General features: G+C 58.6%; 26 protein-coding genes and 2 pseudogenes. 17 read left to right on the forward strand and 11 right to left on the reverse strand.

What is annotated here, in order from left to right:
* Nucleotides 1-301, reverse strand: a pseudogene (locus tag KHQ28_RS03555) (arginine--tRNA ligase); the annotation flags it as partial.
* Nucleotides 302-536: 235 nt separating this feature from the next.
* On the opposite strand from KHQ28_RS03555, the gene KHQ28_RS03560 reads away from it, so the two are divergent.
* Both KHQ28_RS03560 and cutC read left to right on the forward strand, forming a co-directional pair.
* Entirely contained in the window at nucleotides 537-1,106 is a 570-nt protein-coding gene (locus KHQ28_RS03560; protein WP_002911491.1) for a VOC family protein, read from the forward strand.
* Nucleotides 1,107-1,182: 76 nt separating this feature from the next.
* Complete coding sequence (gene cutC, locus KHQ28_RS03565) at nucleotides 1,183-1,926, forward strand: copper homeostasis protein CutC (protein WP_032418796.1); 744 nt, start codon at nucleotides 1,183-1,185, stop codon at nucleotides 1,924-1,926.
* A gap of 81 nt (nucleotides 1,927-2,007) precedes the next feature.
* Here cutC and cmoB read toward each other — a convergent pair whose 3' ends face one another.
* From cmoB to KHQ28_RS03590, 5 genes are read right to left on the reverse strand one after another with little or no spacing between them, the layout of a single operon-like run.
* The gene (cmoB, locus tag KHQ28_RS03570; protein ID WP_023316208.1) at nucleotides 2,008-3,012 is read right to left on the reverse strand and encodes a tRNA 5-methoxyuridine(34)/uridine 5-oxyacetic acid(34) synthase CmoB; all 1,005 of its coding nucleotides are present in this window, start codon (nucleotides 3,010-3,012) and stop codon (nucleotides 2,008-2,010) included.
* The gene (gene cmoA / locus KHQ28_RS03575) at nucleotides 3,009-3,752 is read right to left on the reverse strand and encodes a carboxy-S-adenosyl-L-methionine synthase CmoA (RefSeq protein ID WP_002911486.1); all 744 of its coding nucleotides are present in this window, start codon (nucleotides 3,750-3,752) and stop codon (nucleotides 3,009-3,011) included. Before cmoA ends, cmoB begins: the two co-directional genes overlap by 4 nt.
* Before the next feature lie 39 nt (nucleotides 3,753-3,791).
* A complete protein-coding gene (locus tag KHQ28_RS03580) occupies nucleotides 3,792-4,187 on the reverse strand; it encodes an MAPEG family protein (RefSeq protein ID WP_002911484.1) in 396 nt (131 codons plus the stop codon).
* A 52-nt stretch (nucleotides 4,188-4,239) separates the two neighbouring features.
* Nucleotides 4,240-5,058, reverse strand: a complete 819-nt coding sequence (locus KHQ28_RS03585; protein ID WP_002911483.1) for a DUF72 domain-containing protein — start codon at nucleotides 5,056-5,058, stop codon at nucleotides 4,240-4,242.
* Nucleotides 5,055-5,621 carry a hydrolase gene (locus tag KHQ28_RS03590; protein ID WP_004145564.1) on the reverse strand — a complete coding sequence of 189 codons (567 nt, stop codon included), beginning with the start codon at nucleotides 5,619-5,621 and terminating at the stop codon, nucleotides 5,055-5,057. The genes KHQ28_RS03585 and KHQ28_RS03590 overlap by 4 nt, the downstream gene beginning before the upstream one ends.
* A 267-nt stretch (nucleotides 5,622-5,888) precedes the next feature.
* Here KHQ28_RS03590 and aspS point away from each other — a divergent pair, with 267 nt between their 5' ends.
* The 6 genes from aspS to ruvB all read left to right on the forward strand — a co-directional run bounded on the left by aspS (nucleotide 5,889) and on the right by ruvB (nucleotide 11,155).
* Nucleotides 5,889-7,676 carry an aspartate--tRNA ligase gene (aspS, locus tag KHQ28_RS03595; RefSeq protein WP_002911479.1) on the forward strand — a complete coding sequence of 596 codons (1,788 nt, stop codon included), beginning with the start codon at nucleotides 5,889-5,891 and terminating at the stop codon, nucleotides 7,674-7,676.
* Nucleotide 7,677: 1 nt separating this feature from the next.
* Complete coding sequence (gene nudB / locus KHQ28_RS03600; RefSeq protein WP_002911477.1) at nucleotides 7,678-8,121, forward strand: dihydroneopterin triphosphate diphosphatase; 444 nt, start codon at nucleotides 7,678-7,680, stop codon at nucleotides 8,119-8,121.
* A 27-nt stretch (nucleotides 8,122-8,148) separates the two neighbouring features.
* On the forward strand, nucleotides 8,149-8,889 hold the full coding sequence (locus KHQ28_RS03605; protein ID WP_002911459.1) for a YebC/PmpR family DNA-binding transcriptional regulator: 741 nt from the start codon (nucleotides 8,149-8,151) through the stop codon (nucleotides 8,887-8,889).
* Nucleotides 8,890-8,923: 34 nt separating this feature from the next.
* Entirely contained in the window at nucleotides 8,924-9,445 is a 522-nt protein-coding gene (gene ruvC / locus KHQ28_RS03610; protein WP_002911456.1) for a crossover junction endodeoxyribonuclease RuvC, read from the forward strand.
* Nucleotides 9,446-9,524: 79 nt separating this feature from the next.
* Entirely contained in the window at nucleotides 9,525-10,136 is a 612-nt protein-coding gene (gene ruvA, locus KHQ28_RS03615; protein WP_002911454.1) for a Holliday junction branch migration protein RuvA, read from the forward strand.
* Nucleotides 10,137-10,144: 8 nt separating this feature from the next.
* Entirely contained in the window at nucleotides 10,145-11,155 is a 1,011-nt protein-coding gene (ruvB, locus tag KHQ28_RS03620; RefSeq protein WP_004148860.1) for a Holliday junction branch migration DNA helicase RuvB, read from the forward strand.
* Between the two features lie 63 nt (nucleotides 11,156-11,218).
* Here the strand turns inward: ruvB and znuB are convergent, their stop codons facing one another.
* Both znuB and znuC read right to left on the reverse strand, forming a co-directional pair.
* Complete coding sequence (znuB, locus tag KHQ28_RS03625; protein WP_004212745.1) at nucleotides 11,219-12,004, reverse strand: zinc ABC transporter permease subunit ZnuB; 786 nt, start codon at nucleotides 12,002-12,004, stop codon at nucleotides 11,219-11,221.
* On the reverse strand, nucleotides 12,004-12,756 hold the full coding sequence (gene znuC, locus KHQ28_RS03630) for a zinc ABC transporter ATP-binding protein ZnuC (protein WP_002911449.1): 753 nt from the start codon (nucleotides 12,754-12,756) through the stop codon (nucleotides 12,004-12,006). The genes znuB and znuC overlap by 1 nt, the downstream gene beginning before the upstream one ends.
* A gap of 78 nt (nucleotides 12,757-12,834) precedes the next feature.
* Here znuC and znuA point away from each other — a divergent pair, with 78 nt between their 5' ends.
* The 3 genes from znuA to lpxM all read left to right on the forward strand — a co-directional run bounded on the left by znuA (nucleotide 12,835) and on the right by lpxM (nucleotide 16,206).
* On the forward strand, nucleotides 12,835-13,779 hold the full coding sequence (gene znuA / locus KHQ28_RS03635) for a zinc ABC transporter substrate-binding protein ZnuA (RefSeq protein ID WP_004199391.1): 945 nt from the start codon (nucleotides 12,835-12,837) through the stop codon (nucleotides 13,777-13,779).
* Between the two features lie 15 nt (nucleotides 13,780-13,794).
* Entirely contained in the window at nucleotides 13,795-15,114 is a 1,320-nt protein-coding gene (mepM, locus tag KHQ28_RS03640; RefSeq protein ID WP_032418797.1) for a murein DD-endopeptidase MepM, read from the forward strand.
* 117 nt (nucleotides 15,115-15,231) lie between these two features.
* The gene (lpxM, locus tag KHQ28_RS03645) at nucleotides 15,232-16,206 is read left to right on the forward strand and encodes a lauroyl-Kdo(2)-lipid IV(A) myristoyltransferase (RefSeq protein WP_004175421.1); all 975 of its coding nucleotides are present in this window, start codon (nucleotides 15,232-15,234) and stop codon (nucleotides 16,204-16,206) included.
* Nucleotides 16,207-16,246: 40 nt separating this feature from the next.
* Here lpxM and pyk read toward each other — a convergent pair whose 3' ends face one another.
* Both pyk and KHQ28_RS03655 read right to left on the reverse strand, forming a co-directional pair.
* Nucleotides 16,247-17,689, reverse strand: coding sequence for a pyruvate kinase (gene pyk / locus KHQ28_RS03650; protein WP_002911440.1), 1,443 nt, complete (start codon nucleotides 17,687-17,689; stop codon nucleotides 16,247-16,249).
* A 125-nt stretch (nucleotides 17,690-17,814) separates the two neighbouring features.
* Nucleotides 17,815-18,720 carry a MurR/RpiR family transcriptional regulator gene (locus tag KHQ28_RS03655; RefSeq protein ID WP_004145555.1) on the reverse strand — a complete coding sequence of 302 codons (906 nt, stop codon included), beginning with the start codon at nucleotides 18,718-18,720 and terminating at the stop codon, nucleotides 17,815-17,817.
* 159 nt (nucleotides 18,721-18,879) lie between these two features.
* Between KHQ28_RS03655 and KHQ28_RS03660 the strand changes: the two genes are divergently transcribed.
* The 4 genes from KHQ28_RS03660 to KHQ28_RS03675 all read left to right on the forward strand — a co-directional run bounded on the left by KHQ28_RS03660 (nucleotide 18,880) and on the right by KHQ28_RS03675 (nucleotide 23,229).
* The gene (locus KHQ28_RS03660) at nucleotides 18,880-19,029 is read left to right on the forward strand and encodes a hypothetical protein (protein ID WP_004145554.1); all 150 of its coding nucleotides are present in this window, start codon (nucleotides 18,880-18,882) and stop codon (nucleotides 19,027-19,029) included.
* A gap of 10 nt (nucleotides 19,030-19,039) precedes the next feature.
* Entirely contained in the window at nucleotides 19,040-20,515 is a 1,476-nt protein-coding gene (zwf, locus tag KHQ28_RS03665; protein ID WP_002911427.1) for a glucose-6-phosphate dehydrogenase, read from the forward strand.
* Nucleotides 20,516-20,737: 222 nt separating this feature from the next.
* Nucleotides 20,738-22,549, forward strand: a complete 1,812-nt coding sequence (gene edd, locus KHQ28_RS03670) for a phosphogluconate dehydratase (protein WP_032418798.1) — start codon at nucleotides 20,738-20,740, stop codon at nucleotides 22,547-22,549.
* A 38-nt stretch (nucleotides 22,550-22,587) separates the two neighbouring features.
* Nucleotides 22,588-23,229, forward strand: coding sequence for a bifunctional 4-hydroxy-2-oxoglutarate aldolase/2-dehydro-3-deoxy-phosphogluconate aldolase (locus KHQ28_RS03675; protein WP_002911423.1), 642 nt, complete (start codon nucleotides 22,588-22,590; stop codon nucleotides 23,227-23,229).
* Nucleotides 23,230-23,285: 56 nt separating this feature from the next.
* On the opposite strand, the gene purT is transcribed toward KHQ28_RS03675, so the two are convergent.
* On the reverse strand, nucleotides 23,286-24,464 hold the full coding sequence (purT, locus tag KHQ28_RS03680; protein ID WP_004151450.1) for a formate-dependent phosphoribosylglycinamide formyltransferase: 1,179 nt from the start codon (nucleotides 24,462-24,464) through the stop codon (nucleotides 23,286-23,288).
* A 144-nt stretch (nucleotides 24,465-24,608) separates the two neighbouring features.
* On the opposite strand from purT, the gene KHQ28_RS03685 reads away from it, so the two are divergent.
* Together KHQ28_RS03685 and KHQ28_RS03690 are read left to right on the forward strand one after the other, a co-directional pair.
* Entirely contained in the window at nucleotides 24,609-24,956 is a 348-nt protein-coding gene (locus KHQ28_RS03685; protein ID WP_032418799.1) for a YebG family protein, read from the forward strand.
* Between the two features lie 139 nt (nucleotides 24,957-25,095).
* Nucleotides 25,096-25,224, forward strand: a pseudogene (locus tag KHQ28_RS03690) (DUF533 domain-containing protein); the annotation flags it as partial.

Here is a 25,224-nt window from a genome sequence, read left to right on the forward strand (position 1 = left end):
GCAGCGCGCGGTTGACGTTGTCCGCCAGAAACGCGGGGTCGAGGAAAATATTGATAAAGCCCGGCCCGGCGATTTCAACCTTGTTGGCAATGCCGTTGAGGTCAAGATGAGACAGTACCTGCTCTGCAAGTTGTCGCGGCGCCATACCCAGCTTTTTGGCGACAGCCATCACGCCGTTGGCCTGATAGTCGCCGAACTGAACTTTTGCTGACTGGCGGACCTGGGGTTCGCAATCGGCAGGCGCGCCTGCCGCGATCAGGGCCTGGCTGACTTTTTCTGAGAGAAGAGCCTGAATATTCACCGGAATACCTTACGTGTAATGCGCCTGCCCCCGAGGGAGGCGGCGCCATAATGTGGACAAATTAGGGCGGGAGTATACTGCATTTGTCCCCGTCCGTCAGCATTGCGCGCGGCGCGCCGGCGTGCGCAATCCATCGCCGGTCAGTTGCCCATCAGCGGGGCGGCGGTTGGTCCGCAGGCCGAAACACGGTAAATTACCTTTTCATTACTGACGAGCATTATTGACGAGCAAACCCATGGCAAACTGGCAGCAAAATGAACAACTGGCCGATATTACGGCGGATCTCCCGCGATTTTCCGATGCGCTTCAGCGCTTCACTGCGCGATTGGGACTGGAGATCGCCGGGCTCGACGCCGACCATATCTCCCTGCGCTGTCATCAGAATACCACTGCGGAACGCTGGCGCCGCGGTCTGGAGCAGTGCGGCACCCTGCTGTCGGAGAATATGATCAACGGCCGGCCCATTTGCCTGTTCAAACTGGCGGAGCCGGTCTGCGTGGCGCACTGGCGCTTCCATATCGTTGAGCTGCCGTGGCCGGGTGAAAAGCGTTATCCCCATGAAGGCTGGGAGCATATCGAAATCGTCCTGCCCGGCGATCCGGCAACCTTAAATGCCCGCGCGCTGGCGCTGCTGGCCGATGACGGACTCAGCCAGCCGGGGATCGTGGTCAAAACCAGCTCGCCGAAAGGGGAGCATGAGCGCCTGCCGAACCCCACCCTGGCGGTGACCGACGGCAGCGTGACGGTCAAATTTCATCCGTGGTCTATTGAACAAATCGTCGCCAGCGAGCAAGCCGATACGTAACAGTGTGAAGCCGCGCGGCGTCTGCCGCGTGAAATTGTGACATGCTGCAAAGGTTGTCTGGATCAGGGAGAGAGGAATGGCGGTACTGGAAGTGTGTTGCTACAGCATGGCGTGCGCCCGGGAGGCTGAGCGCTGCGGCGCCGATCGTATTGAGCTCTGTGCCGCGCCGCAGGAAGGGGGATTAACCCCCTCTTATGGGGTGCTGGTCTCGGCCCGCGAGGCGATTACTCTCCCGGTGCATCCGATCGTTCGCCCGCGCGGCGGCGATTTCTGCTACACCGATGAAGAGTTCGCCGCGATGCTTAACGATATTCGCATGGTGCGGGATCTGGGCTTTCCCGGGCTGGTGACCGGCGTGCTGGATGCTGATGGCCAGGTCGATATCCCGCGGATGAAAAAAATAATGGCCGCGGCGGGGCCGCTGGCGGTGACCTTTCATCGGGCGTTCGATCTGTGCGCTGACCCGCGTCAGGCCTGGAAAACGCTGGGGACGCTGGGGGTCAAACGTATCCTGACTTCCGGTCAGCAATCCTCGGCGGAGAAAGGTATTTCATTAATTACGGAACTTATTGCCGCAGGGGATACTCCAATCATTATGGCCGGTGCGGGAGTCCGCGCCGCGAACCTGCCGCTGTTTCTGCAGGCGGGGGTGAAAGAGGTCCATAGCTCGGCTGGCCACTGGTTGCCGTCGGAAATGCGCTTTCGTCATCCGGGCGTTTCGATGTCAGCCGATCCCGATGCCGATGAATACAGACGCTACGCCGTGAATGGCGCAGCGGTGGCGGAGATGAAAAGGATTATCTCCGCCTGGAGAAGTTAAACGGTTTTTTGCTGCACATCATGTCGCCCAATATGATGATTGCCCGTACCAGGCCCCTGCCCATTAAACAGGGGCCTTTTTTTATCTCGCTTTTTTCGCCAGCGACTGCTGGGTTTCCGGTTTGGTGGCAATGATCACAGCCCGTAATGGCGCCGGATAGCCTTCCACCGTTTTGCGCTGATCCTGTGGGTCGAGGAAATCGGCCAGCGATTCGGTCGTCATCCATTCGGTGCGTCGCTGCTCCTCTGTCGAGGTGACGCAGGCGTCGACGATACGCACGTCAATAAACCCGCACTTCTCCAGCCACATTTTCAGGGCCGCCGCCGAGGGGATAAAATAGACGTTGCGCATTTGCGCATAGCGGTCGCCCGGAACCAGCACCGTATTTTCATCTCCTTCAACCACCAGCGTCTCCAGCACCAGCTCGCCCCCTGGCGCCAGCTGATCTTTCAGCTGCCACAGATGGTCCAGCGGCGAGCGGCGGTGGTAGAGCACGCCCATCGAGAACACGGTGTCGAAGGCCTCCAGCGCCGGCAGCTGCTCAATGCCCAGCGGCAGCAAATGCGCCCGCTGGTCGTTACCGAGCAGCTTACGCACCGCTTCAAACTGGCACAGGAACAGCTGGGTGGGATCGATACCGACCGCCAGATGTGCGCCGGCGCCGATCATCCGCCACATGTGATAGCCGCTGCCGCAGCCCACGTCGAGGATAGTCCGGCCAGTGAGATCGGACAGGTGCGGCAGAACGCGCTCCCATTTCCAGTCGGATCGCCATTCGGTATCGATATTGATGCCGTACAGCGAATAAGGGCCTTTGCGCCACGGCATCAGGTTTTTAAGCAGATTTTCGATCCGCCGCTGATGGCCTTCGCTGAGCGGCGTTTCGCTCTCGGCGGTGACGCTGTGCAGAAGATCCAGACGCCAGGGCGTTAGCTCCGGCAGAAATTCTACGGCGCGCTCCCATTCACGAAACTTGCCGTGCAGGGCATCGCGCTGCCAGGCGGCTACCTGGGCAGGCAGCGTCTCCAGCCAGTGAGACAGCGGGCTTTTGGCGATCAGCTGATAGAAGTTACGGAAGTCGATCATGCCTGCTCCCCGGCTTTCACGGCCACCAGCGAGCCAAAGTTAAAGCACTGGAACCACAGTTCGGCATGTTCAAACCCAGCCTGACGCAGGCGGGCTTTATGGGTTTCGACAGAGTCCGTCAGCATCACATTTTCCAGCATGCTGCGTTTCTGGCTGATCTCCAGTTCGCTGTAGCCGTTGGCGCGCTTAAAGTCATGATGCATATTGAACAACAGTTCGCCAACGTGGGCGTCTTCGAAGCTGAATTTTTCCGAGAGCACCAGCGCGCCGCCCGGATTCAGCCCCTGATAGACTTTATTGAGGATCGCCTGGCGATCGCCCGGCTCAAGGAACTGAATAGTAAAGTTCAGGATCACCAGCGAGGCGTTTTCAATGGTCACGTCGCGGATATCCCCTTCAATCACTTCGACCGGCGTCGGCGCTTTATAAGCGTCAATATGGCGACGGCAGCGCTCCACCATCGCGGGCGAGTTATCGATGGCGATAATGCGACAGCCCGGATGGCTAATATTGCGGCGCACGGAGAGGGTGGCGGCGCCCAGCGAACAGCCAAGATCGTAAACCTGAGTGTTGGGCTGAACGAAGCGCTCGGCCAGCATGCCGATCATCGAGATGATATTGGAGTAGCCGGGCACAGAACGCTGGATCATATCGGGGAAGACTTCAGCAACCCGTTCATCAAAGGTCCAGTCGCCGAGGCTGGCAATCGGCGCGGAAAAAAGCGTATCGCGGTGAGACATAACGTTAAACCCGAAAAAACGAAAACGGCGTATTGTGCGCTAACGGAGGGAGAAAACCAACTCCCAGGGCATATACCAAAGATTGGCCAGCACCATTAGCAACAACGCGCACCAGGTGGCGCTCATGCCGGAGCGGCGCCAGTAGTAGACGCGGTGATGAAAGCCCCAGGAGTGCATCAGTCGCCCGACAATCAATAAAATCCCGCAAACGTGCACCATCCAGGTCTGAGCGCCGTTCATCTCCATAAATAACAGCAAAATGAGGCCAATCGGCACATATTCGACGGCATTGCCGTGAACGCGGATGGCAACCTGCAGCTCGCTAAAGCCGCCGTCACCGTAGCCTACATGGTATTGGGTGCGCAGACGCACCACGTCAAATGAGAACTTCACTAACAATAACGCACCTAAAACGGCATACAGCGCGCTGACCATACGAAAACTCCCTTTAACTCTGGCAGATGGCTCCGGATATGATAGCAGGATATCAGAAAAGAGAAGATTGCTGCGGAATCGACGGCGCATTTCCTGCCGCCGGCAGGGCAGCGCGCAGGTCACCCCACAGGGTATCCACCAGTGCCGGGGCGAAGGCAATGTCCGGAGTATGCAGGAACAACCACGGGGTCCCCGACTGATGCCACTTCGCCAGGGTCTGAAGCCAGACGCGAAACAGTTCCCGGTTATGGGCCATATCGTCACCGCCGATAAACCGCACCATTGGCTGTCGGGCGGTCATCACCGCATGTACCGGCACCTTCGGTTTCTTTTGTTGGGCATCGATCATCGCCGGACTGGTGGCCGCAGCGCTATGGACCGGGCGGCTGTCGAGGATCACGCGGTTGACGTTACGCTCGTGCAGCCCGCGGTTGAGCTGCTGTTCCGCTTCCCCTTTGGCGAAAAACTCGGGATGACGAACTTCGACGCCGTAGGTGAAATCCTTCGGCAGTCCGTCGAGAAAATGCCATAGCGCGGGGAGATCGCGAGGACCGAACGTCGCCGGCAGCTGCAGCCAGTACTGGCCGATGCGCGAGGCCAGCGGCGCCAGGCGGGCAAAAAATTCGCTGCTTAACTCGTCGCAATGGCGCAGGGCGGCCTGGTGCGAGATGGTGGCCGGGAATTTGAAGCAGAAGCGGAAGTCATCGTGGGTCTGTTCGTACCAGCGGGCGACAATCTCCGGCTTCGGTAGCGCATACAGGGTGGTGTTGCCCTCCACGCAGTTAAAGTGGCGGGCGTACTCTTCAAGGCTGGTGATGCCAAGGCGCACCCATTTCGGGTGCGACCACTGGGGAAGCCCAATATAAATCATAGCGCCGTGAGGATCTCCTCGGTACTGCGCACCCGGCCGATGCGCGGGAAAATATGCGTCATACTGCCCTGATGCTGCTCGGCGGAGGCGGCGCTGCAGGCATCTTCGGCGATGACCAGGTTAAAACCCAGCTCCCAGGCATTGCGGGCGGTGGATTCGACGCCGATGTTGGTGGAGATGCCGCAGAGAATAATGGTGTCGATCCCGCGGCGGCGCAGCTGAAGCTCAAGGTCGGTGCCATAGAACGCGCCCCACTGGCGTTTGGTCACTTCGATATCGCTCTCCTGCTTACCCAGCGTGGCCGGGTAGGTCCACCAGTTTTCGGGCAGCGTATGCGCCCCGGCCTGAGCGTCGACAGGCTGTTTCAGCGCTTCGGCGAAATCGGCCGACCAGCCCACGCGGACCATGATGACCGGCGAACCCTGTTGCCGGCACTTGTCTGCCAGGCGAGCGGCGCGCGCCACCACCTCGTCAGCCCGATGCGGGCCGCCGGCGAAAGGCAGAATGCCTTCCTGCAGATCGATTACCACCAGCGCCGTGTTTTTTGCATTGAGTTCTAACATGGTATCCCCGTATCTTCATCTGTTGTCAGGCGGCTACAATACCTTTGCGGCTTCAGCAAAAGAGTAACAAATTTTGTTAATTTATGTGAGTGTGGACGTTAAGCGCGCAGCAAAGCAGCGTACATCGTGCGTCGGACTTATCGAACGACAGAATTTCCAGTATAATAGCCGCCTTTTTTCATTCAGTTGTGACATCAGCTAAAGCTGCGACCTCGTCGCCTGCAGGGCAGACGACAATCCGCCGACGGCTAAGTTAAGGGATATCTCATGCGTACAGAATATTGCGGACAGCTTCGACAGTCCCACGTTGGGCAGCAGGTGACTCTGTGTGGTTGGGTCAACCGCCGTCGCGATCTCGGTAGCCTCATTTTTATCGATATGCGCGACCGCGAAGGCATCGTTCAGGTGTTTTTCGATCCGGATCGTGCGGATGCGTTGAAGTTAGCCTCTGAATTGCGTAATGAGTTCTGCATTCAGGTCACTGGCACCGTTCGCGCGCGTGAAGAGAAAAACATCAACGCGGACATGGCCACCGGCGCTATCGAAGTGCTGGCTTCCGATCTGACGATCATTAACCGCTCAGAATCGCTGCCGCTGGACTCCAATCACGTCAACACCGAAGAAGCGCGTCTGAAATACCGCTACCTCGACCTGCGTCGTCCGGAGATGGCGCAGCGCCTGAAAACCCGCGCGAAAATTACCAGCTTTGTGCGCCGCTTTATGGACGACCATGGCTTCCTCGACATCGAAACCCCGATGCTGACTAAAGCCACCCCGGAAGGCGCCCGCGATTACCTCGTGCCTTCCCGCGTGCACAAAGGCAAATTCTACGCGCTGCCGCAGTCGCCGCAGCTGTTCAAACAGCTGCTGATGATGTCCGGGTTCGATCGCTATTATCAGATCGTTAAATGTTTCCGCGATGAGGACCTGCGTGCCGACCGTCAGCCTGAATTCACCCAGATCGACGTGGAAACCTCCTTTATGACCGCGCCGCAGGTGCGTGAGATCATGGAGGCGATGGTGCGTCAGCTGTGGCTGGAAGTGAAAGGCGTCGACCTGGGCGAGTTCCCGATCATGACCTTCGCCGAAGCCGAACGTCGCTATGGCTCCGATAAACCGGATCTGCGTAACCCGATGGAGCTGGTGGACGTCGCCGACCTGCTGAAGTCTGTGGAATTCGCGGTCTTTGCCGGCCCGGCCAACGATCCGAAAGGGCGCGTGGCGGCCCTGCGCGTCCCGGGCGGGGCCTCTCTGACCCGCAAGCTGATTGACGAATACGGCAACTTTGTGAAGATCTACGGCGCGAAAGGGCTGGCCTATATTAAAGTGACCGAGCGTGCCAAAGGCATGGATGGGATCAACAGCCCGGTGGCCAAATTCCTGACCGCTGAAATCGTGGAAGCGATCCTTGACCGCACCGGCGCGCAGGATGGAGACATGATCTTCTTCGGCGCCGACAACAAGAAAGTAGTGGCCGACGCGCTGGGCGCGCTGCGTCTGAAGCTGGGTAAAGACCTGAGCCTGACTGACGAGAGCAAATGGGCGCCGCTGTGGGTGATCGACTTCCCGATGTTCGAAGACGACGGCGAAGGCGGCCTGACGGCGATGCACCATCCGTTCACCTCGCCGAAAGATATGACCGCGGATGAGCTGAAAGCCGCCCCGGAAGAGGCTGTAGCCAACGCCTACGATATGGTTATTAACGGTTATGAAGTCGGCGGCGGTTCGGTGCGAATCCACCGCGGCGAGATGCAGCAGACCGTATTTGGTATTCTGGGCATTAACGAACAGGAACAGCGTGAGAAATTCGGCTTCCTGCTGGATGCGCTGAAGTACGGTACGCCGCCGCATGCAGGTCTGGCCTTCGGTCTTGACCGTCTGACCATGCTGCTGACCGGTACCGATAACATCCGCGACGTTATCGCTTTCCCGAAAACCACCGCGGCCGCCTGCCTGATGACCGAAGCGCCAAGCTTCGCCAATCCGGCGGCGCTCGGTGAGCTGGGTATTCAGGTTGTGGAGAAAGAGGCAAAAGCGTCTCTGGAGAACAAGTAATATGTCATTTAAGCTGCCCGTTTCGGTGCTGGTGGTCATTTACGCCGAAGATACGAAACGGGTGCTGATGTTGCAGCGGCGCGACGATCCCGCGTTCTGGCAGTCGGTCACCGGCAGCCTGGAAGCTGGAGAGACCGCGCTGCAGGCCGCCGCGCGTGAAGTAAAGGAAGAGGTCGCCATTGACGTTGCCTGCGAGCAACTGACCTTAATCGACTGTCAGCGCACGGTGGAGTTCGAGATATTTTCTCATTTGCGTCATCGCTATGCGCCGGGTGTAGAGCGCAATACGGAATTCTGGTTCTGTCTTGCGCTGCCTCATGAGCGGGAGATTACTTTCACCGAACATCTGGCCTATCGCTGGGTCAGCGCGACGGAAGCCGCTGCGCTGACCAAGTCGTGGAGCAACCGGCAGGCGATTGAAGAATTTGTAATTAACGCCGCCTGAAAGGGCGCGCTTTTTGGAGAGTTTTTTATGGCAGGTCATAGTAAATGGGCCAACACCAAACACCGCAAAGCGGCACAGGATGCCAAACGCGGTAAAATCTTTACGAAAATCATTCGCGAGCTGGTCACCGCCGCGCGTCTGGGCGGCGGCGATCCGGCTTCCAACCCGCGTCTGCGTGCGGCCGTTGATAAAGCGCTGTCTAACAACATGACTCGCGACACCCTGAACCGCGCCATCGCGCGCGGCGTCGGCGGCGATGAAGACGCGAACATGGAAACCATCATTTATGAAGGCTACGGCCCTGGCGGCACCGCGGTGATGGTGGAATGTCTGTCCGACAACCGTAACCGTACCGTTGCGGAAGTGCGTCACGCCTTCACCAAAACCGGGGGTAACCTCGGCACCGATGGTTCCGTCTCCTACCTGTTCAGCAAGAAAGGCGTTATCTCCTTCGAGAAAGGCGATGAAGACACTATCATGGAAGCGGCGCTGGAAGCAGGCGCAGAAGACGTGGTGACCTATGACGACGGCGCCATCGACGTCTACACCGCCTGGGAAGAGATGGGCGCTGTGCGCGACGCGCTGGAAGCCGCCGGCCTGAAAGCCGACGCTGCAGAAGTCTCAATGATTCCGTCCACCAAAGCGGATATGGATGCCGAGACGGCGCCGAAGCTGCTGCGTCTGATCGATATGCTGGAAGACTGCGACGACGTGCAGGAAGTGTACCATAACGGCGAGATCTCCGACGAGGTCGCAGCCACCCTGTGATGCAGCCGCATCCACGGTTAACCGGAGGCGCGTGATGGCTATTATTCTCGGCATTGACCCGGGGTCGCGCGTTACCGGTTATGGCGTGATCCGCCAGGTTGGGCGGCAGCTGAGCTATCTGGGCAGCGGATGCATCCGCACCAAAGTGGACGATCTGCCGTCGCGGCTGAAGCTGATCTACGCCGGGGTGACGGAGATCATCACCCAGTTCCAGCCCGACTATTTCGCCATTGAGCAGGTCTTTATGGCCAAGAATGCCGACTCGGCGTTAAAGCTCGGGCAGGCGCGCGGGGTGGCGATCGTCGCAGCGACCAATCAGGCGCTGCCGGTGTTTGAATACGCCGCCCGTCAGGTCAAGCAGACCGTGGTCGGGATTGGCAGCGCCGAAAAGAGCCAGGTCCAGCATATGGTGCGCACCTTGCTCAAGCTGCCCGCCAATCCGCAGGCGGATGCGGCGGATGCGCTGGCGATTGCCATCACCCATTGCCATGTCAGCCAGAATGCCGCTCAGATCAGCGAGACCCGGCTCAATCTGGCGCGGGGGCGCTTACGATAATCGCAAATCAGGCTGGATATCTATCCAGCCTTTTTTTATGATACCGCCAGATACTTAGACCATAACGCAGGAGCCCCACGTGATAGGCAGACTCAGAGGCATCATTCTCGAAAAACAACCCCCGCTGGTGTTGCTGGAAACGGCGGGCGTCGGCTATGAAGTGCATATGCCAATGACCTGCTTCTATGAGCTGCCGGAGGCCGGGCAGGAGGCGATCGTCTTCACCCACTTTGTGGTGCGTGAAGATGCCCAGCTGCTGTATGGGTTTAACAACAAACAGGAACGTACCCTGTTTAAAGAGCTGATTAAAACCAACGGCGTGGGGCCCAAGCTGGCGCTGGCGATCCTCTCCGGCATGTCGGCGCAGCAGTTCGTCAACGCCGTTGAACGGGAAGAGGTCGCCTCGCTGGTGAAGCTGCCGGGGATTGGCAAAAAAACCGCTGAACGTCTGATCGTTGAGATGAAAGACCGCTTCAAAGGGCTGCACGGCGACCTGTTCACCCCGGCGGCCGATCTGGTGCTGACCTCGCCGGCAGGCCCAACGGCGGACGATGCCGAGCAGGAAGCGGTTGCCGCGCTGGTCGCGCTGGGCTATAAACCGCAGGAGGCCAGCCGGATGGTCAGCAAGATCGCGCGTCCGGACGCCAACAGTGAAACGCTAATTCGCGAAGCGCTGCGCGCTGCGTTGTGAGGTAAGGGATGATTGAAGCAGACCGGCTGGTATCGGCAGACAGCAGCGGCTTTGAAGAGGCCGCTGACCGCGCCATCCGCCCAAAATTGCTGGCAGAGTATGTCGGCCAGCCGCAGGTGCGTTCGCAGATGGAGATCTTTATCCAGGCGGCGAAGCTGCGCGGCGACGCCCTCGATCACCTGCTGATTTTTGGCCCGCCAGGGTTGGGGAAAACCACCCTGGCCAATATCGTCGCCAATGAAATGGGGGTGAATCTGCGTACCACCTCCGGCCCGGTGCTGGAGAAGGCGGGCGATCTCGCCGCGATGCTCACCAACCTCGAACCGCACGATGTTCTGTTTATCGATGAGATCCATCGCCTCTCGCCGGTGGTGGAAGAGGTGCTCTATCCGGCAATGGAAGACTACCAGCTGGATATTATGATTGGCGAAGGTCCCGCGGCGCGTTCCATCAAGATCGATCTGCCGCCGTTTACCCTGATCGGCGCCACCACCCGCGCCGGTTCGTTGACCTCGCCGCTGCGCGACCGCTTTGGCATCGTGCAGCGTCTGGAGTTCTATCAGATCCCCGATCTGCAGCATATTGTCAGCCGCAGCGCCCGCCATATGGGGCTGGAGATGAGCGACGAGGGCGCGCTGGAAGTAGCCCGCCGTTCACGCGGCACGCCGCGCATTGCCAACCGTCTGCTGCGCCGGGTGCGTGACTTTGCTGAAGTGCGCCACGACGGCACCATCTCCGCCGATATTGCCGCCCAGGCGCTGGATATGCTTAACGTCGATGCGGAAGGGTTCGACTATATGGACCGTAAGCTGCTGCTGGCGGTGATAGATAAGTTCTTTGGCGGTCCGGTGGGGCTGGATAACCTCGCCGCCGCGATTGGCGAAGAGCGGGAAACCATTGAAGATGTACTGGAGCCCTACTTAATTCAGCAGGGCTTTCTGCAGCGTACGCCGCGGGGAAGAATGGCGACGGTGCGCGCCTGGAATCATTTCGGGATTACGCCGCCGGAAATGCCGTAGCGCGTTGCGGTTGAGCAGTTCATGGTGAAGCCCGGTCAGCAGCGTGACCGGGCTTTTTCATTTTCAGCTGGCGGCTTTTTTCGTCATGCTGAGAATAAACAGCACCGCGGCGCAGAGCACCACCGACGGCCCGGCCGGGGTATCATAGAAAGCCGAGAAGGTTAACCCGCCGGTAACGGCCAGCATGCCCACGCCCACCGCCACGGCGGCCATCTGCTCCGGCGTACGGGCAAAACGGCGGGCGGTGGCGGCCGGGATAATCAGCAGGGAAGTAATGATCAGCGCCCCGACGAACTTCATCGCCACGCCGATAGTCAGGGCGGTGACCAGCATCAACAGCAGCTTGACCCGCTGCAGCTTCACGCCGTCGACAAACGCCAGGTCCGGACTGATGGTCATCGCCAACAGATTCCGCCACTGCCAGAGCAGAATGCCAATCACAATCACCACGCCAATGGCAATGGCGATCAGGTCCTGCGGCGTAACCGCCAGCAGATCGCCGAACAGGTACGCCATCAGATCGACGCGGACGTTAGACATCAGACTGACCACCACCAGCCCCAGGGACAGCGCGCTGTGCGCCATGATGCCCAGCAGGGTATCGATCGCCAGATGCGGTCGTTTTTCCAGCCACACCAGCCCGCCGGCCAGCAGCAGGGTCACGGCGATCACTGCATAGAACGGATTGACGTTAAGCAATAAACCGAAAGCGACGCCGAGCAGAGACGCATGCGCCAGCGTGTCGCCGAAATAAGACATGCGGCGCCAGACCACAAAGGAGCCCAGCGGACCAGCGGCGCAGGCCAGCATCATCCCGGCAAGCCAGCCAGGTAACAGAAGTTCAATCATTAGCGGCTGTTTCCCCGACGCAGTACAATTCGCCCCTGAAGGTCGTGGCGGTGATTATGGTGGTGGCGGTATATCCCCAGCTGTTCCGCGCCGCGCGGGCCGAACATGGAGATAAACTCCGGGTGCATGGAGACCACCTCCGGTGCGCCAGAGCAGCAGATATGCTGGTTCAGGCACAGAACTTCGTCGGTTTTGGCCATCACCAGATGCAGATCGTGGGATACCATTAGCACCGCGCAGTCCAGTTCATGGCGCAGCTGGTTGATAAGATCGTAGAGCGCCACCTGGCCGTTGACGTCAACACCCTGGGTCGGTTCATCCAGCACCAGCAGCTGCGGACGGTTGAGCAGGGCGCGGGCCAGCAGTACGCGCTGCGTTTCGCCGCCGGAGAGCTTTTGCATCGGCGCATCGATCAGATGCCCCGCCTGCACGCGCTTCAGCGCCGGCAGGATGTCGTCTTTACGGGTGCCCGGGCGCAAACGCAGGAAGCGGCTAACGGTCAGCGGCAGCGTGGCGTCCAGATGCAGTTTCTGCGGCACATAGCCGATGCGCAGGCGTGCGTCACGCTTGATAACACCCTCTGTCGGTGCTACCAGCCCGAGGACCACCCGCACAAGGGTCGATTTGCCGGCGCCGTTGGGGCCCAGCAGGGTTAAGATTTTGCCTGGCGTGAGAGCCAGCGAGATGTCAGACAACACGCGGCGTTGGCCAAAGGCCACCGAGACATTTTCCAGCGTTACAAGGTTTGTCATAGTAATTTAGGGGTTGCACAAGCTAGTGAATGTTATAATATCACATCACACTCACTTATTTCGATGACTAGACGCATTATGTTACATAAAAATACGCTTCTTTGCGCTGGACTTGGCGCTGTTTTTTTGTTCGCGCAGGTACCGCTGGCCAGCGCCGCCGTGGTGACTTCTATGAAACCGCTGGGCTTTATTGCGGCGGCCATCGCCGATGGGGTGACCGAGACCCAGGTGCTGCTGCCCGATGGCGCCTCCGAGCATGATTATTCCCTCCGTCCTTCTGATGTAAAACGCTTACAGAACGCAGACTTAGTGGTGTGGATTGGTCCGGAAATGGAAGCCTTTATGGATAAGTCGACGCAAAGCATTGCGGCGAATAAAAAGGTGACGATTGCCGAGCTGGATGGGGTCAAACCGCTGCTCATCACCGGGGCGGACGACGATGACGATCACCATGGTCATGGCCATGGCGCAGCAGAAAAAGGTGACGGCGATCACCATCACGGTATTTACAATATGCATCTGTGGTTATCCCCAGAGATAGCGCGGCTTTCGGCGGTTGCAATCCACGATAAATTATTGGAACTTATGCCGCAGAGTCGAGCCAAACTCGACAGCAACCTGCAGCAGTTCGAGACCGCGCTGGCGGCGACCGACAAGCAGGTGAGCAATGAGCTGGCACCGCTGAAAGGGAAGGGCTATTTCGTTTTTCATGACGCCTACGGTTACTTTGAAAAACACTACGGTTTGACCTCGCTGGGGCACTTTACCGTCAACCCTGAAATACAGCCCGGTGCGCAGCGTTTACACGAAATCAGAACACAACTGGTTGAGCAGAAAGCCACTTGCGTTTTTGCTGAGCCACAGTTCAGGCCAGCGGTTATCGAAGCTGTTGCCCGGGGCACGTCTGTGCGCATGGGGACCCTGGATCCACTGGGGACAGGAATTACACTGGGTAAAACGAGTTACCCGCAATTCCTCACCCAACTGGCGAATCAGTATTCGAGCTGCCTGAAAGGAGATTAACGAGGAAGTGAATACGTGCAACAGATAGCCCGCGCTGTCACTCAGGCATTCAACAATCTGCCACGACCTCATCGCGTTATGCTGGGGTCGCTTAGCGTTCTTACCTTAGCGGTCGCCGTCTGGCGACCCTACATTTACCACCCGGAATCCGCCCCCATCGTCAGAACCATTGAACTGGAAAAAAGCGAGATCCGCTCCCTGCTGCCGGAAGCCTCCGAGCCGATCGACCAGGCCCCGCAGGAAGAAGAAGCCATTCCTCAGGATGAGCTCGACGAAAAAGCCGATAGCGATGCCGGCGGGCACGAATACGTGGTGTCGACCGGCGATACGCTCAGCAGCATCCTGAACCAGTACGGTATCGATATGGGCGATATCGCCCAGCTTTCCTCCGCCGATAAAGAGTTGCGCAACCTGAAGATTGGCCAGCAGCTCTCCTGGACCCTGACCGCCGACGGCGATCTGCAGAGCCTGACCTGGGAGATGTCCCGCCGCGAGACCCGCACCTATACCCGTGTGGATAACGGTTTTAAAATGAGCAGCGAGCTGCAGAAAGGCGATTGGGTCAACAGCGTGCTGAAGGGCACCGTCGGCGCCAGCTTTGTCTCCAGCGCGCGTGATGCCGGGCTGACCAGCACGGAAATCAGCGCGGTGATCAAGGCCATGCAGTGGCAGATGGATTTCCGTAAGCTGAAGAAAGGCGACGAATTCTCGGTATTGATGTCGCGCGAAATGCTCGACGGCAAACGTGATCAAAGCCAGTTACTCGGCGTGCGTCTTCGCTCTGACGGTAAGGATTACTATGCCATCCGCGCCGAAGACGGCAAATTCTACGACCGCAACGGCACGGGTCTGGCGAAGGGCTTTATGCGCTTCCCAACGGCGCGTCAGTTCCGCGTCTCCTCTAACTTTAATCCGCGTCGTCTGAACCCGGTCACCGGCCGCGTCGCACCGCACCGTGGCGTCGATTTCGCGATGCCGCAGGGAACGCCAGTGCTGGCGGTGGGCGATGGTGAAGTAGTCGTGGCCAAACGCAGCGGCGCTGCCGGGTATTACGTCGCGATCCGCCACGGCCGCACCTATACCACTCGCTACATGCACCTGCGTAAGCTGTTAGTGAAGCCGGGGCAGAAAGTGAAGCGCGGGGATCGCATTGCACTGTCGGGGAATACCGGACGCTCTACCGGGCCACACCTGCACTACGAAGTGTGGATCAACCAGCAGGCGGTCAACCCGCTGACGGCTAAGCTGCCGCGTACCGAAGGGCTGAGCGGTTCCGACCGGACCGACTATCTGGCGCAGGTCAAAGAGGTCGTTCCGCAGCTGCGGTTTGACTAACCACCGGTCAGTGGAAAGCCGGTGCCCCAGGGCGCCGGCTTTTTCTTTTGTAGGATACCCGACGTCTCGCTACACTATCCCATTATCTTGATTAAGCAGTCGATCTGCGGATTGGGCATGGAAACGAAAAAAAATAATATTGAGTTTATCCCTAAGTTTGAAAAATCCTTTTTACTGCCGCGCTACTGGGGCGCCTGGCTGGGGGTCTTTGCCTTCGCCGGTATTGCGCTGACGCCGCCATCCTTTCGCGATCCGCTCCTCGGCAAACTCGGTCGTCTGGTGGGGCGTCTGGCGAAAAGCTCGCGCCGCCGGGCGCAGATTAATTTGCTGTACTGCTTCCCGGAAAAAAGCGAGTACGAGCGGGAAGCGATTATCGACGCCATGTATGCCTCGGCGCCGCAGGCGATGGTGATGATGGCCGAGCTGGGCCTGCGCGATCCGCAGAAAATCCTTGCCCGCGTCGACTGGCAGGGGAAAGCGATCATCGACGAGATGCAGCGCAATAATGAGAAGGTGATTTTTCTCGTTCCGCATGCATGGGGTGTGGATATCCCGGCGATGCTGATGGCCTCCGGCGGGCAGAAGATGGCGGCGATGTTCCATAACCAGGGTAACCCGGTGTTCGATTACGTATGGAATACCGTGCGTCGTCGTTTTGGCGGGCGTATGCACGCGCGCAACGATGGGATCAAACCGTTTATTCAGTCGGTGCGCCAGGGCTACTGGGGCTACTATCTGCCCGATCAGGATCACGGCGCCGAACACAGCGAGTTTGTGGATTTCTTTGCCACCTACAAGGCCACGCTGCCGGCGATTGGCCGCTTAATGAAAGTATGCCGCGCCCGCGTCGTACCGCTGTTCCCGGTCTACGATGGCAAGACGCATCGCCTGACGGTGCTGGTGCGCCCGCCGATGGACGATCTGCTGGACGCTGACGATACGACCATCGCCCGGCGGATGAACGAAGAAGTGGAAGTGTTTGTTAAGCCGCACACCGAGCAGTATACCTGGATCCTGAAGCTGCTGAAAACGCGCAAGCCGGGTGAAATCGAGCCCTATAAACGCAAAGAGCTGTTCCCGAAAAAGAAATAAAAAAAGCCTCCGTCAGGAGGCTTTTTTATCTCTACCGTGCTTACTCGACGGTGAGGATACGGGTGGTGTTGGTGCTGCCGATGGTGCTCATCACGTCACCCTGGGTAACGACCACGAGGTCGCCGGAGACCAGATAGCCTTTGTCCCGCAGCAGATTGACGGCGTCGTGCGCGGCGGCCACCCCGTCATTCTGGCTGTCGAAGAACACCGGTGTCACCCCGCGGTAGAGGGCGGTCAGGTTCAGGGTGCGCTCGTGGCGGGAGAGGGCGAAAATCGGCAGACCGGAGCTAATGCGCGAAGTCATCAGCGCGGTACGGCCCGATTCGGTCATGGTGATGATGGCGGTAATGCCTTTCAGGTGGTTGGCGGCATACATCGCCGACATGGCAATCGCTTCTTCCACGTTGTCGAACTGGACGTCCAGACGGTGTTTGGAGACGTTGAGGCTAGGGATTTTTTCCGCGCCCAGACACACGCGCGCCATCGCGGCCACGGTTTCCGAAGGATACTGACCGGCAGCGGTCTCCGCGGAGAGCATCACCGCATCGGTACCATCCAGCACGGCGTTGGCCACGTCCATCACTTCCGCGCGAGTCGGCATCGGGTTGGTGATCATCGACTCCATCATCTGGGTGGCGGTAATGACGGAACGGTTCAGCTGACGGGCACGACGGATCAGCGCTTTCTGGATGCCCACCAGCTCAGGATCACCGATCTCGACGCCGAGGTCGCCACGGGCAACCATTACCACATCGGAGGCGAGGATCACGTCGTCCATCGCATCCTGATCGCAAACCGCTTCGGCACGCTCAACTTTGGCGACGATTTTCGCATCGCAGCCGGCATCGCGCGCCAGGCGACGGGCGTAGTTCAGGTCTTCGCCGCAGCGCGGGAAAGAGACGGCCAGGTAGTCGACGCCGATTTTAGCGGCGGTGACGATATCAGCTTTATCTTTGTCGGTCAGCGCTTCGGCAGACAGGCCGCCGCCCAGCTTGTTGATCCCTTTGTTGTTGGACAACGGGCCGCCGACGGTCACTTCAGTGAACACTTTCATCCCCTGAACTTCGAGGACTTTCAGCTGCACGCGACCATCGTCGAGCAATAAGATATCGCCCGGCACGACGTCCGCCGGCAGGCCTTTATAGTCGATCCCGACTTTCTCTTTGTCGCCTTCGCCTTTGCCAAGGTTTGCGTCGAGCAGGAATTTATCGCCGACGTTGAGGAAAATTTTGCCTTCTTTGAAGGTCGATACGCGAATTTTTGGTCCCTGGAGGTCGCCGAGGATGGCCACATGACGGCCCAGTTTTGCCGCAATCTCACGCACTTTGTCGGCACGGAGCTGATGATCTTCCGGGGTGCCGTGAGAGAAGTTCATACGTACTACGTTTGCGCCCGCGGCGATAACCTTTTCCAGGTTGTTATCGCGGTCAGTTGCCGGGCCTAAGGTAGTAACGATTTTGGTTCTGCGAAGCCTTCTGGACATGTAATACTCCGTTGACTGATACAACTTTGGTGTTGCGTGAACATGGATTCGGTAGCGCCAGCCTGCAACGTCGCACAGCCGGATCGTTATCGAAGGTGTAATGGGGTACTGCTTGTTATCAACTTTTATTGATTATCACTGGGTACGAATGGTTCTTTATCAAAACGCGATTCCTTCAGCGCTTCCTTGACCCTCTTCAAGTTATCTCTGAATTTTGCCCCCCGACGCAAGGTAAAGCCAGTCGCCAACACGTCAATGACGGTCAACTGGGCCAAACGGGAGACCATCGGCATATAGATGTCGGTATCTTCCGGCACATCAAGGGTAATGGCGAGCGTGGCTTCCCTGGCTAGCGGCGTACCGGCGGAGGTGAGCGCGATCACCATGGCATCGTTTTCACGAGCCAGCTGCGCCAGCTCCACCAGGCTCTTGGTTCTTCCGGTATGCGAGATAATCACCACCACATCATCGTCATCGCAATTCATACAGCTCATCCGTTGCAGGACAATGTCGTCGGAATAGATGACCGGCACGTTAAAGCGGAAAAATTTGTTCATCGCGTCGTGAGCGACCGCCGCTGAGGAGCCGAGGCCGAAAAAGGCGATTTTTTTGGCCTGAGTCAGCAGATCCACCGCGCGATTTACCGCCGACATGTCGAGAGAATGGTGCACCTGATCTAAACTCGCCATGGCCGATTCGAATATTTTTCCCGTGTATGACTCAACGCTGTCGTCTTCATCGACATTCCGGTTAACATAGAGCGTGCCGTGCGCAAGGCTCTGGGCCAGATGCAGTTTGAAGTCAGGGAATCCGCGGGTTTCGAGACTACGGCAGAAGCGATTGACGGTCGGTTCGCTAACCCCGGCCTCAAGGGCGAGGGCGGCGATGCTCGAATGAATGGCCTGCTCGGGGGTGGCGAGGATCACTTCCGCCACTTTGCGTTCAGATTTGCTAAGGTGTTCCAGTCGGGACTGGATTTTTTCCAGCATGTTCATTAGTAACAGGGCGCTCATCAATGGAAACGATTTCATTAATGGGTGAAATCATTGGGCGTTTTAGCAAGAATATACCCCTCCGCAAGCGCAAGCGGTGAGGAATGACGTGAAATGATGTTGTTTTTTTTCATTACATGATCAGGGTCGTATTTTACTGACCGGAACCAGGTACAAACAACGAACAATAACGGCCGAATGCCCAAATCATCGCCGAATGTTTTCACCCTGTGCGGTTTTACCGCCGCAAACGAAGGGGAAGGCTTTCGGGAAATACGTAAACACAGTACAGTGCAGTGTAAGAAAATTACAAATATAGCCTGGCAAAAGCACCAGACTATCAACTGAGGAGAATGACATGGCGGTAACGCAAACGGCCCAGGCATGCGACCTGGTCATTTTCGGCGCGAAGGGCGACCTGGCGCGGCGTAAATTGTTGCCTTCCCTGTATCAGCTTGAAAAGGCGGGCCAGATCCACGCTGACACCAGAATCATTGGCGTCGGCCGTGCCGACTGGGATAAAGCGGCTTATACCAAAGTCGTGCGCGAAGCGCTGGAAACCTTCATGAAGGAAAAAATTGATGAAGGTTTGTGGGATACCCTGAGCGGACGCCTGGAGTTCTGTAATCTTGACGTCAATGACACCAGCGGCTTCACCCGCCTGGGTGAGATGCTGGATCAAAAGAACCGTGTCACCATCAACTATTTCGCTATGCCGCCGAGCACCTTTGGCGCGATCTGTAAAGGGCTGGGCGAAGCGAAGCTTAATGCCAAGCCAGCGCGCGTGGTCATGGAAAAACCGCTCGGCACCTCGCTGGAAACCTCCCGTGAAATCAACGACCAGGTCGGCGAGTTTTTTGAAGAGTGTCAGGTCTACCGTATCGACCACTATCTCGGTAAAGAGACGGTCCTCAACCTGCTGGCGCTGCGCTTCGCCAACTCCCTGTTCGTCAATAACTGGGACTGCCGCACCATCGATCACGTCGAAATCACCGTCGCGGAAGAGGTGGGTATTGAAGGGCGCTGGGGTTACTTCGACCAGGCCGGGCAGATGCGCGACATGATCCAGAACCACCTGCTGCAGATCCTGTGCATGATTGCCATGTCGCCGCCGTCCGATCTCAGCGCCGACAGCATCCGTGATGAAAAGGTCAAGGTGCTGAAATCCCTGCGCCGTATTGACCGCTCCAACGTGCGCGAGAAAACCGTTCGCGGCCAGTATACCGCCGGCTTTGCCCAGGGCAAAAAAGTGCCTGGCTATCTCGAAGAGGAGGGGGCCAACAAGACCAGCAACACCGAAACCTTCGTGGCGATCCGCGTCGATATCGATAACTGGCGCTGGGCTGGCGTACCGTTCTATCTGCGCACCGGCAAACGTCTGCCGACCAAATGCTCAGAGGTAGTGGTTTACTTCAAAACCCCGGAACTGAATCTGTTTAAAGAGACCTGGCAGGAGCTGCCGCAGAACAAGCTGACCATTCGCCTGCAGCCGGACGAAGGGGTAGATATCCAGGTACTGAACAAAGTGCCGGGCCTCGATCATAAACATAACCTGCAGATCACTAAACTGGATCTGAGCTACTCCGAAACCTTCAACCAGACGCATCTGGCCGATGCCTATGAACGTCTGCTGCTGGAAACCATGCGTGGTATTCAGGCGCTGTTCGTTCGCCGCGACGAAGTAGAAGAGGCGTGGAAATGGGTTGACTCCATTACCGAAGCCTGGGCAGCCGACCGCGATGCGCCGAAACCCTATCAGGCCGGGACCTGGGGACCGGTTGCGTCGGTGGCCATGATCACTCGCGACGGTCGTTCATGGAACGAGTTCGAGTAAGGCTGGAGGCTAATCCGTCAGGGTTATTTTACCGGTAACATGATCTGACGCAGAAAGTCGCACGCTTTTTAATCTTTTAAGCCCCGTGAGGATTCACCCACGGGGCTTTTTTTATTACACTGCCTGCAGACATTTTGCCCCTGAGCGCTGGTGTTTGTGGCCTTTACCACGTCAACACGTCATCACGCAGCGGCCGGACAGATAAAAATTTGAGGAGCCTTTATGAATTCGACAATGTTACGGGTAACAAATCGCATTATCGAACGGTCGCGTGACACCCGCGCGGCTTACCTCGCAAGGATTAACCAGGCCAAAACCGACACCGTGCATCGTGCGCAACTGGCCTGCGGCAATCTGGCTCACGGATTCGCGGCCTGCCAGGCTGACGACAAAGCCTCCCTGAAGAGCATGTTGCGCAACAACATTGCCATCATCACCTCCTACAACGACATGTTGTCCGCTCACCAGCCCTATGAACACTACCCGGAGATCATCCGCAAAGCGCTGCACAGCGCCAATGCGGTCGGCCAGGTCGCCGGCGGCGTGCCGGCGATGTGCGACGGCGTAACGCAGGGGCAGGACGGGATGGAGCTTTCACTCCTGAGCCGCGAGGTGATCGCTATGTCCGCCGCCATCGGCCTGTCGCATAACATGTTCGACGGGGCCCTGTATCTCGGGGTCTGCGATAAAATTGTTCCCGGTCTGACCATGGCGGCGCTCTCATTTGGCCATCTGCCGTCGGTCTTTATTCCCTCCGGTCCGATGGCCAGCGGCCTGCCGAATAAAGAGAAGGTTCGCATTCGCCAGCTGTATGCAGAAGGGAAAGTTGACCGTATGGCGCTGCTGGAGTCCGAAGCCGCCTCTTATCACGCGCCGGGGACCTGTACTTTCTACGGAACGGCGAACACCAACCAGATGGTGGTCGAATTTATGGGCATGCAGCTGCCGGGCTCGTCCTTTGTCCATCCGGATGCTCCGCTGCGGGAAGCACTGACCGCCGCCGCCGCGCGCCAGGTCACCCGCATGACCGGCAACGGCAATGAGTGGATGCCGCTGGGCAAAATGTTTGACGAAAAAGTGGTGGTCAACGGCATCGTGGCGCTGCTGGCGACCGGTGGCTCCACCAACCACACTATGCACCTGGTGGCGATGGCCCGCGCGGCGGGAATTATCATTAACTGGGACGATTTCTCCGACCTGTCAGACGTGGTGCCGCTGCTGGCGCGCCTCTATCCCAACGGCCCGGCGGATATCAACCACTTCCAGGCGGCAGGCGGCGTTCCGGTACTGGTGCGCGAGCTGCTGAAAGGCGGCCTGCTGCATGAGGATGTTCACACCGTGGCCGGCTTTGGCCTGTCGCGCTACACCCTGGAGCCATGGCTGAATAACGGCGAGCTGGACTGGCGCGAAGGGGCGACAACGCCATTGGACGACCAGGTCATCGCGACCTTTGAAAAACCATTCTCCCGCCACGGCGGCACCAAGGTGCTGAGCGGCAACCTGGGACGCGCGGTGATGAAAACTTCGGCGGTCCCGGTGGAGAACCAGGTGATTGAAGCGCCGGCGGTGGTATTCGAGAGCCAGCACGACGTGTTGCCGGCCTTTGAAGCGGGGCTGCTGGACAAAGACTGCGTGGTGGTGGTCCGTCATCAGGGGCCAAAAGCGAACGGGATGCCAGAATTACATAAACTTATGCCGCCACTTGGTGTATTATTGGACCGCCGTTTCAAAATAGCGCTGGTGACCGATGGCCGACTCTCTGGCGCCTCCGGTAAAGTCCCGTCAGCCATTCACGTCACGCCTGAAGCGTATGATGGCGGCTTGCTGGCGAAAGTGCGCGATGGCGATCTTATTCGCGTGAACGGACAGACGGGGGAACTGACGCTGCTGGTGGATGAGGCCGAACTGGCGGCGCGTCAGCCGCATATCCCTGACCTCAGCGCGTCGCGCGTGGGAACCGGTCGGGAGATGTTTGGGGCGCTGCGTGAGAAGCTCTCTGGCGCGGAGCAGGGCGCAACCTGCATCACTTTTTAAGACGATTTAATTTCTAGATCTGGCGAGAGAAAATCCTGATGAAAAACTGGAAAACAACAGCAGAAGCAATCCTCACCTCCGGTCCGGTTGTCCCGGTTATCGTAGTGAAAAAGCTGGAACACGCGGTACCGATGGCGAAAGCGCTGGTGGCGGGCGGCGTTCGCGTGCTGGAAGTGACTCTGCGCACCGAGTGCGCCCTGGAGGCGATCCGCGCGATTGCCAAAGAAGTTCCGGACGCGATTGTCGGCGCGGGCACGGTTACCAACGTTGAGCAGTTGAAAGCGGTAACGGAAGCCGGCGCGCAGTTCGCTATCAGCCCGGGTCTGACCGAATCCCTGCTGAAAGCGGCGACCGAAGACGGCACCATCCCGCTGATCCCGGGGATCAGCACGGTATCTGAGCTGATGCTGGGTATGCAGTATGGCCTGAAAGAGTTTAAATTTTTCCCGGCGGAAGCCAACGGCGGCGTGAAAGCCCTGCAGGCGATTGCGGGTCCGTTCGGCCACATTCGTTTCTGCCCGACCGGCGGTATCTCTCCGGCCAACTACCGTGATTACCTGGCGCTGAACAGCGTACTGTGCATCGGCGGTTCCTGGCTGGTGCCAGCCGACGCCCTCGAAGCCGGCGACTACGATCGCATCACCACCCTCGCGCGAGAAGCGGTGGAAGGCGCGAAATAAACCACGCCTCCAGGTCAACAACCCGGTCTGCGGCAACGCGACCGGGTTTTTTGTCTTTACCCTTCGACGATGACCGCCGCGGCGGCGGCTTTAGCCCGCGCCACGGCCTCCTCAACCGAATCGGCGACGGCGAGGGTTACCCCCAGGCGGCGGGTACCGTCAATCTCCGGCTTGCCGAACAGACGCAGCTGCAGGCCAGCCCCGACGGCCGACTGCAGCTGGCCAAAGCTGACGTTCTGGCTGGACAACTGCGGAAGGATCACCGCGGAGGCGGCCGGACCATACTGGCGGATAGCGCCGACGGGTAGCCCGAGGAAGGCGCGAACGTGCAGGGCGAATTCCGAGAGATCCTGGGAGATAAGCGTCACCATCCCGGTGTCGTGTGGTCGCGGGGAGACTTCGCTGAAGATCACCTCGTCGCCGCATACGAACAGCTCCACGCCAAACAAACCATAACCTCCCAGCGCCAGCACCACCTTGCGGGCGATGGTCTGGGCACGCTCGAGGGCCAGGTCGCTCATCTGCTGCGGCTGCCAGGACTCGCGGTAATCGCCGTCTTCCTGGCGATGGCCAACCGGAGCGCAGAAATGCACGCCGTCGACGGCGCTGACGGTGAGCAGGGTGATTTCGAAATCGAAGTTCACCACCCCCTCGACGATCACCCGTCCGGCGCCAGCGCGGCCGCCCTGCTGCGCATAGCGCCAGGCTTCGCTGAGCTGGTCAGCCGAGCGGATAAAGCTCTGGCCTTTGCCGGAGGAGCTCATCACCGGTTTAACGATGCATGGCAAACCGATCTCGGTAACCGCCGCGCGGAAGCCTTCTTCGCTGTCGGCAAAACGATAGCGGGAAGTGGGAAGCTGCAGCTCTTCCGCCGCCAGGCGGCGAATGCCTTCGCGGTTCATGGTGAGCTTTGCCGCCCGCGCCGTGGGGACCACTTTCTGCCCGGCCTGTTCCAGTTCGACCAGGGTGTCGGTAGCGATAGCTTCGATCTCCGGCACGATGTAATCGGGTTTTTCCTGTTCAATCAGGGCGCGCAGGCTCTCGCCGTGCAGCATATTGATGACGTGGGCGCGGTGGGCGACCTGCATCGCCGGGGCATCGGGGTAGCGGTCTACGGCGATGGTTTCAATGCCCAGACGCTGACATTCAATAGCGACTTCTTTACCCAACTCGCCGGAACCTAACAGCATAACTTTGGTGGCTGCCGGGCGCAGCGCGGTGCCTAATACAGTCATAACTCTCATCCGCAGTAAAAAAAGATGGCAGCGATTATAAACGAAAACGTTTGCGTATGTCTTTACGCGCGTAACGCGCGTGAGTTGAGTCCGGGAGGGAAATTTGCTATACTGTATAAAAAAACAGTATTGAGAGGCTGCAGTATGGCGGTTGAAATTAAATATGTGGTGATCCGCGAAGGTGAGGAAAAAATGTCTTTTGCCAGCAAAAAAGAGGCCGACGCTTACGACAAAATGCTCGATCTGGCAGAGGTGCTGAATGACTGGCTGGTGGCATCCCCGCTGGAGATGGATGACGTCCAGCGCGATACCATGGCAATGTGGCTGGCGGAGCGTAAAGAAGCGCTGCAGCATATCCTGCGAGTTGGCCGACTGCCGGAGCAAGAGACGCCCGCACAGGACGCCTCCGCGCCGTCGGCAACCACCGAGACTTCTCCGGCGGGTGATGACGCCGTGCCGGCGGCCAAAGCGCGCAAAGCCAAGGCAGCCTGAACGCTGGCGGTCAGTCACTGGTCGGTCGGCCCCGATGCTGCCGTCGCACGTACCTTTGCGCATCTTTAGCCATATCTAACATTTCCTGACATCGCGTCGTTTAGGCTGATAACAGTGTTTGTCACCTGAGAGGAAAACCATGGCTAACTGGCTACATCAACTGCAGTCGCTGCTCGGGCAGCAGGGTGCGTCACCGTCCGGCGAGTCGTCGAAAGGGAGCGGCCTGCTGCCCGGCGCCATCGGTGGGCTGGCCGGATTGCTGGTGGCC

The organism is Klebsiella sp. 28 (assembly GCF_018223905.1).
Classification (GTDB): Bacteria; Pseudomonadota; Gammaproteobacteria; order Enterobacterales; family Enterobacteriaceae; genus Klebsiella; species Klebsiella pneumoniae.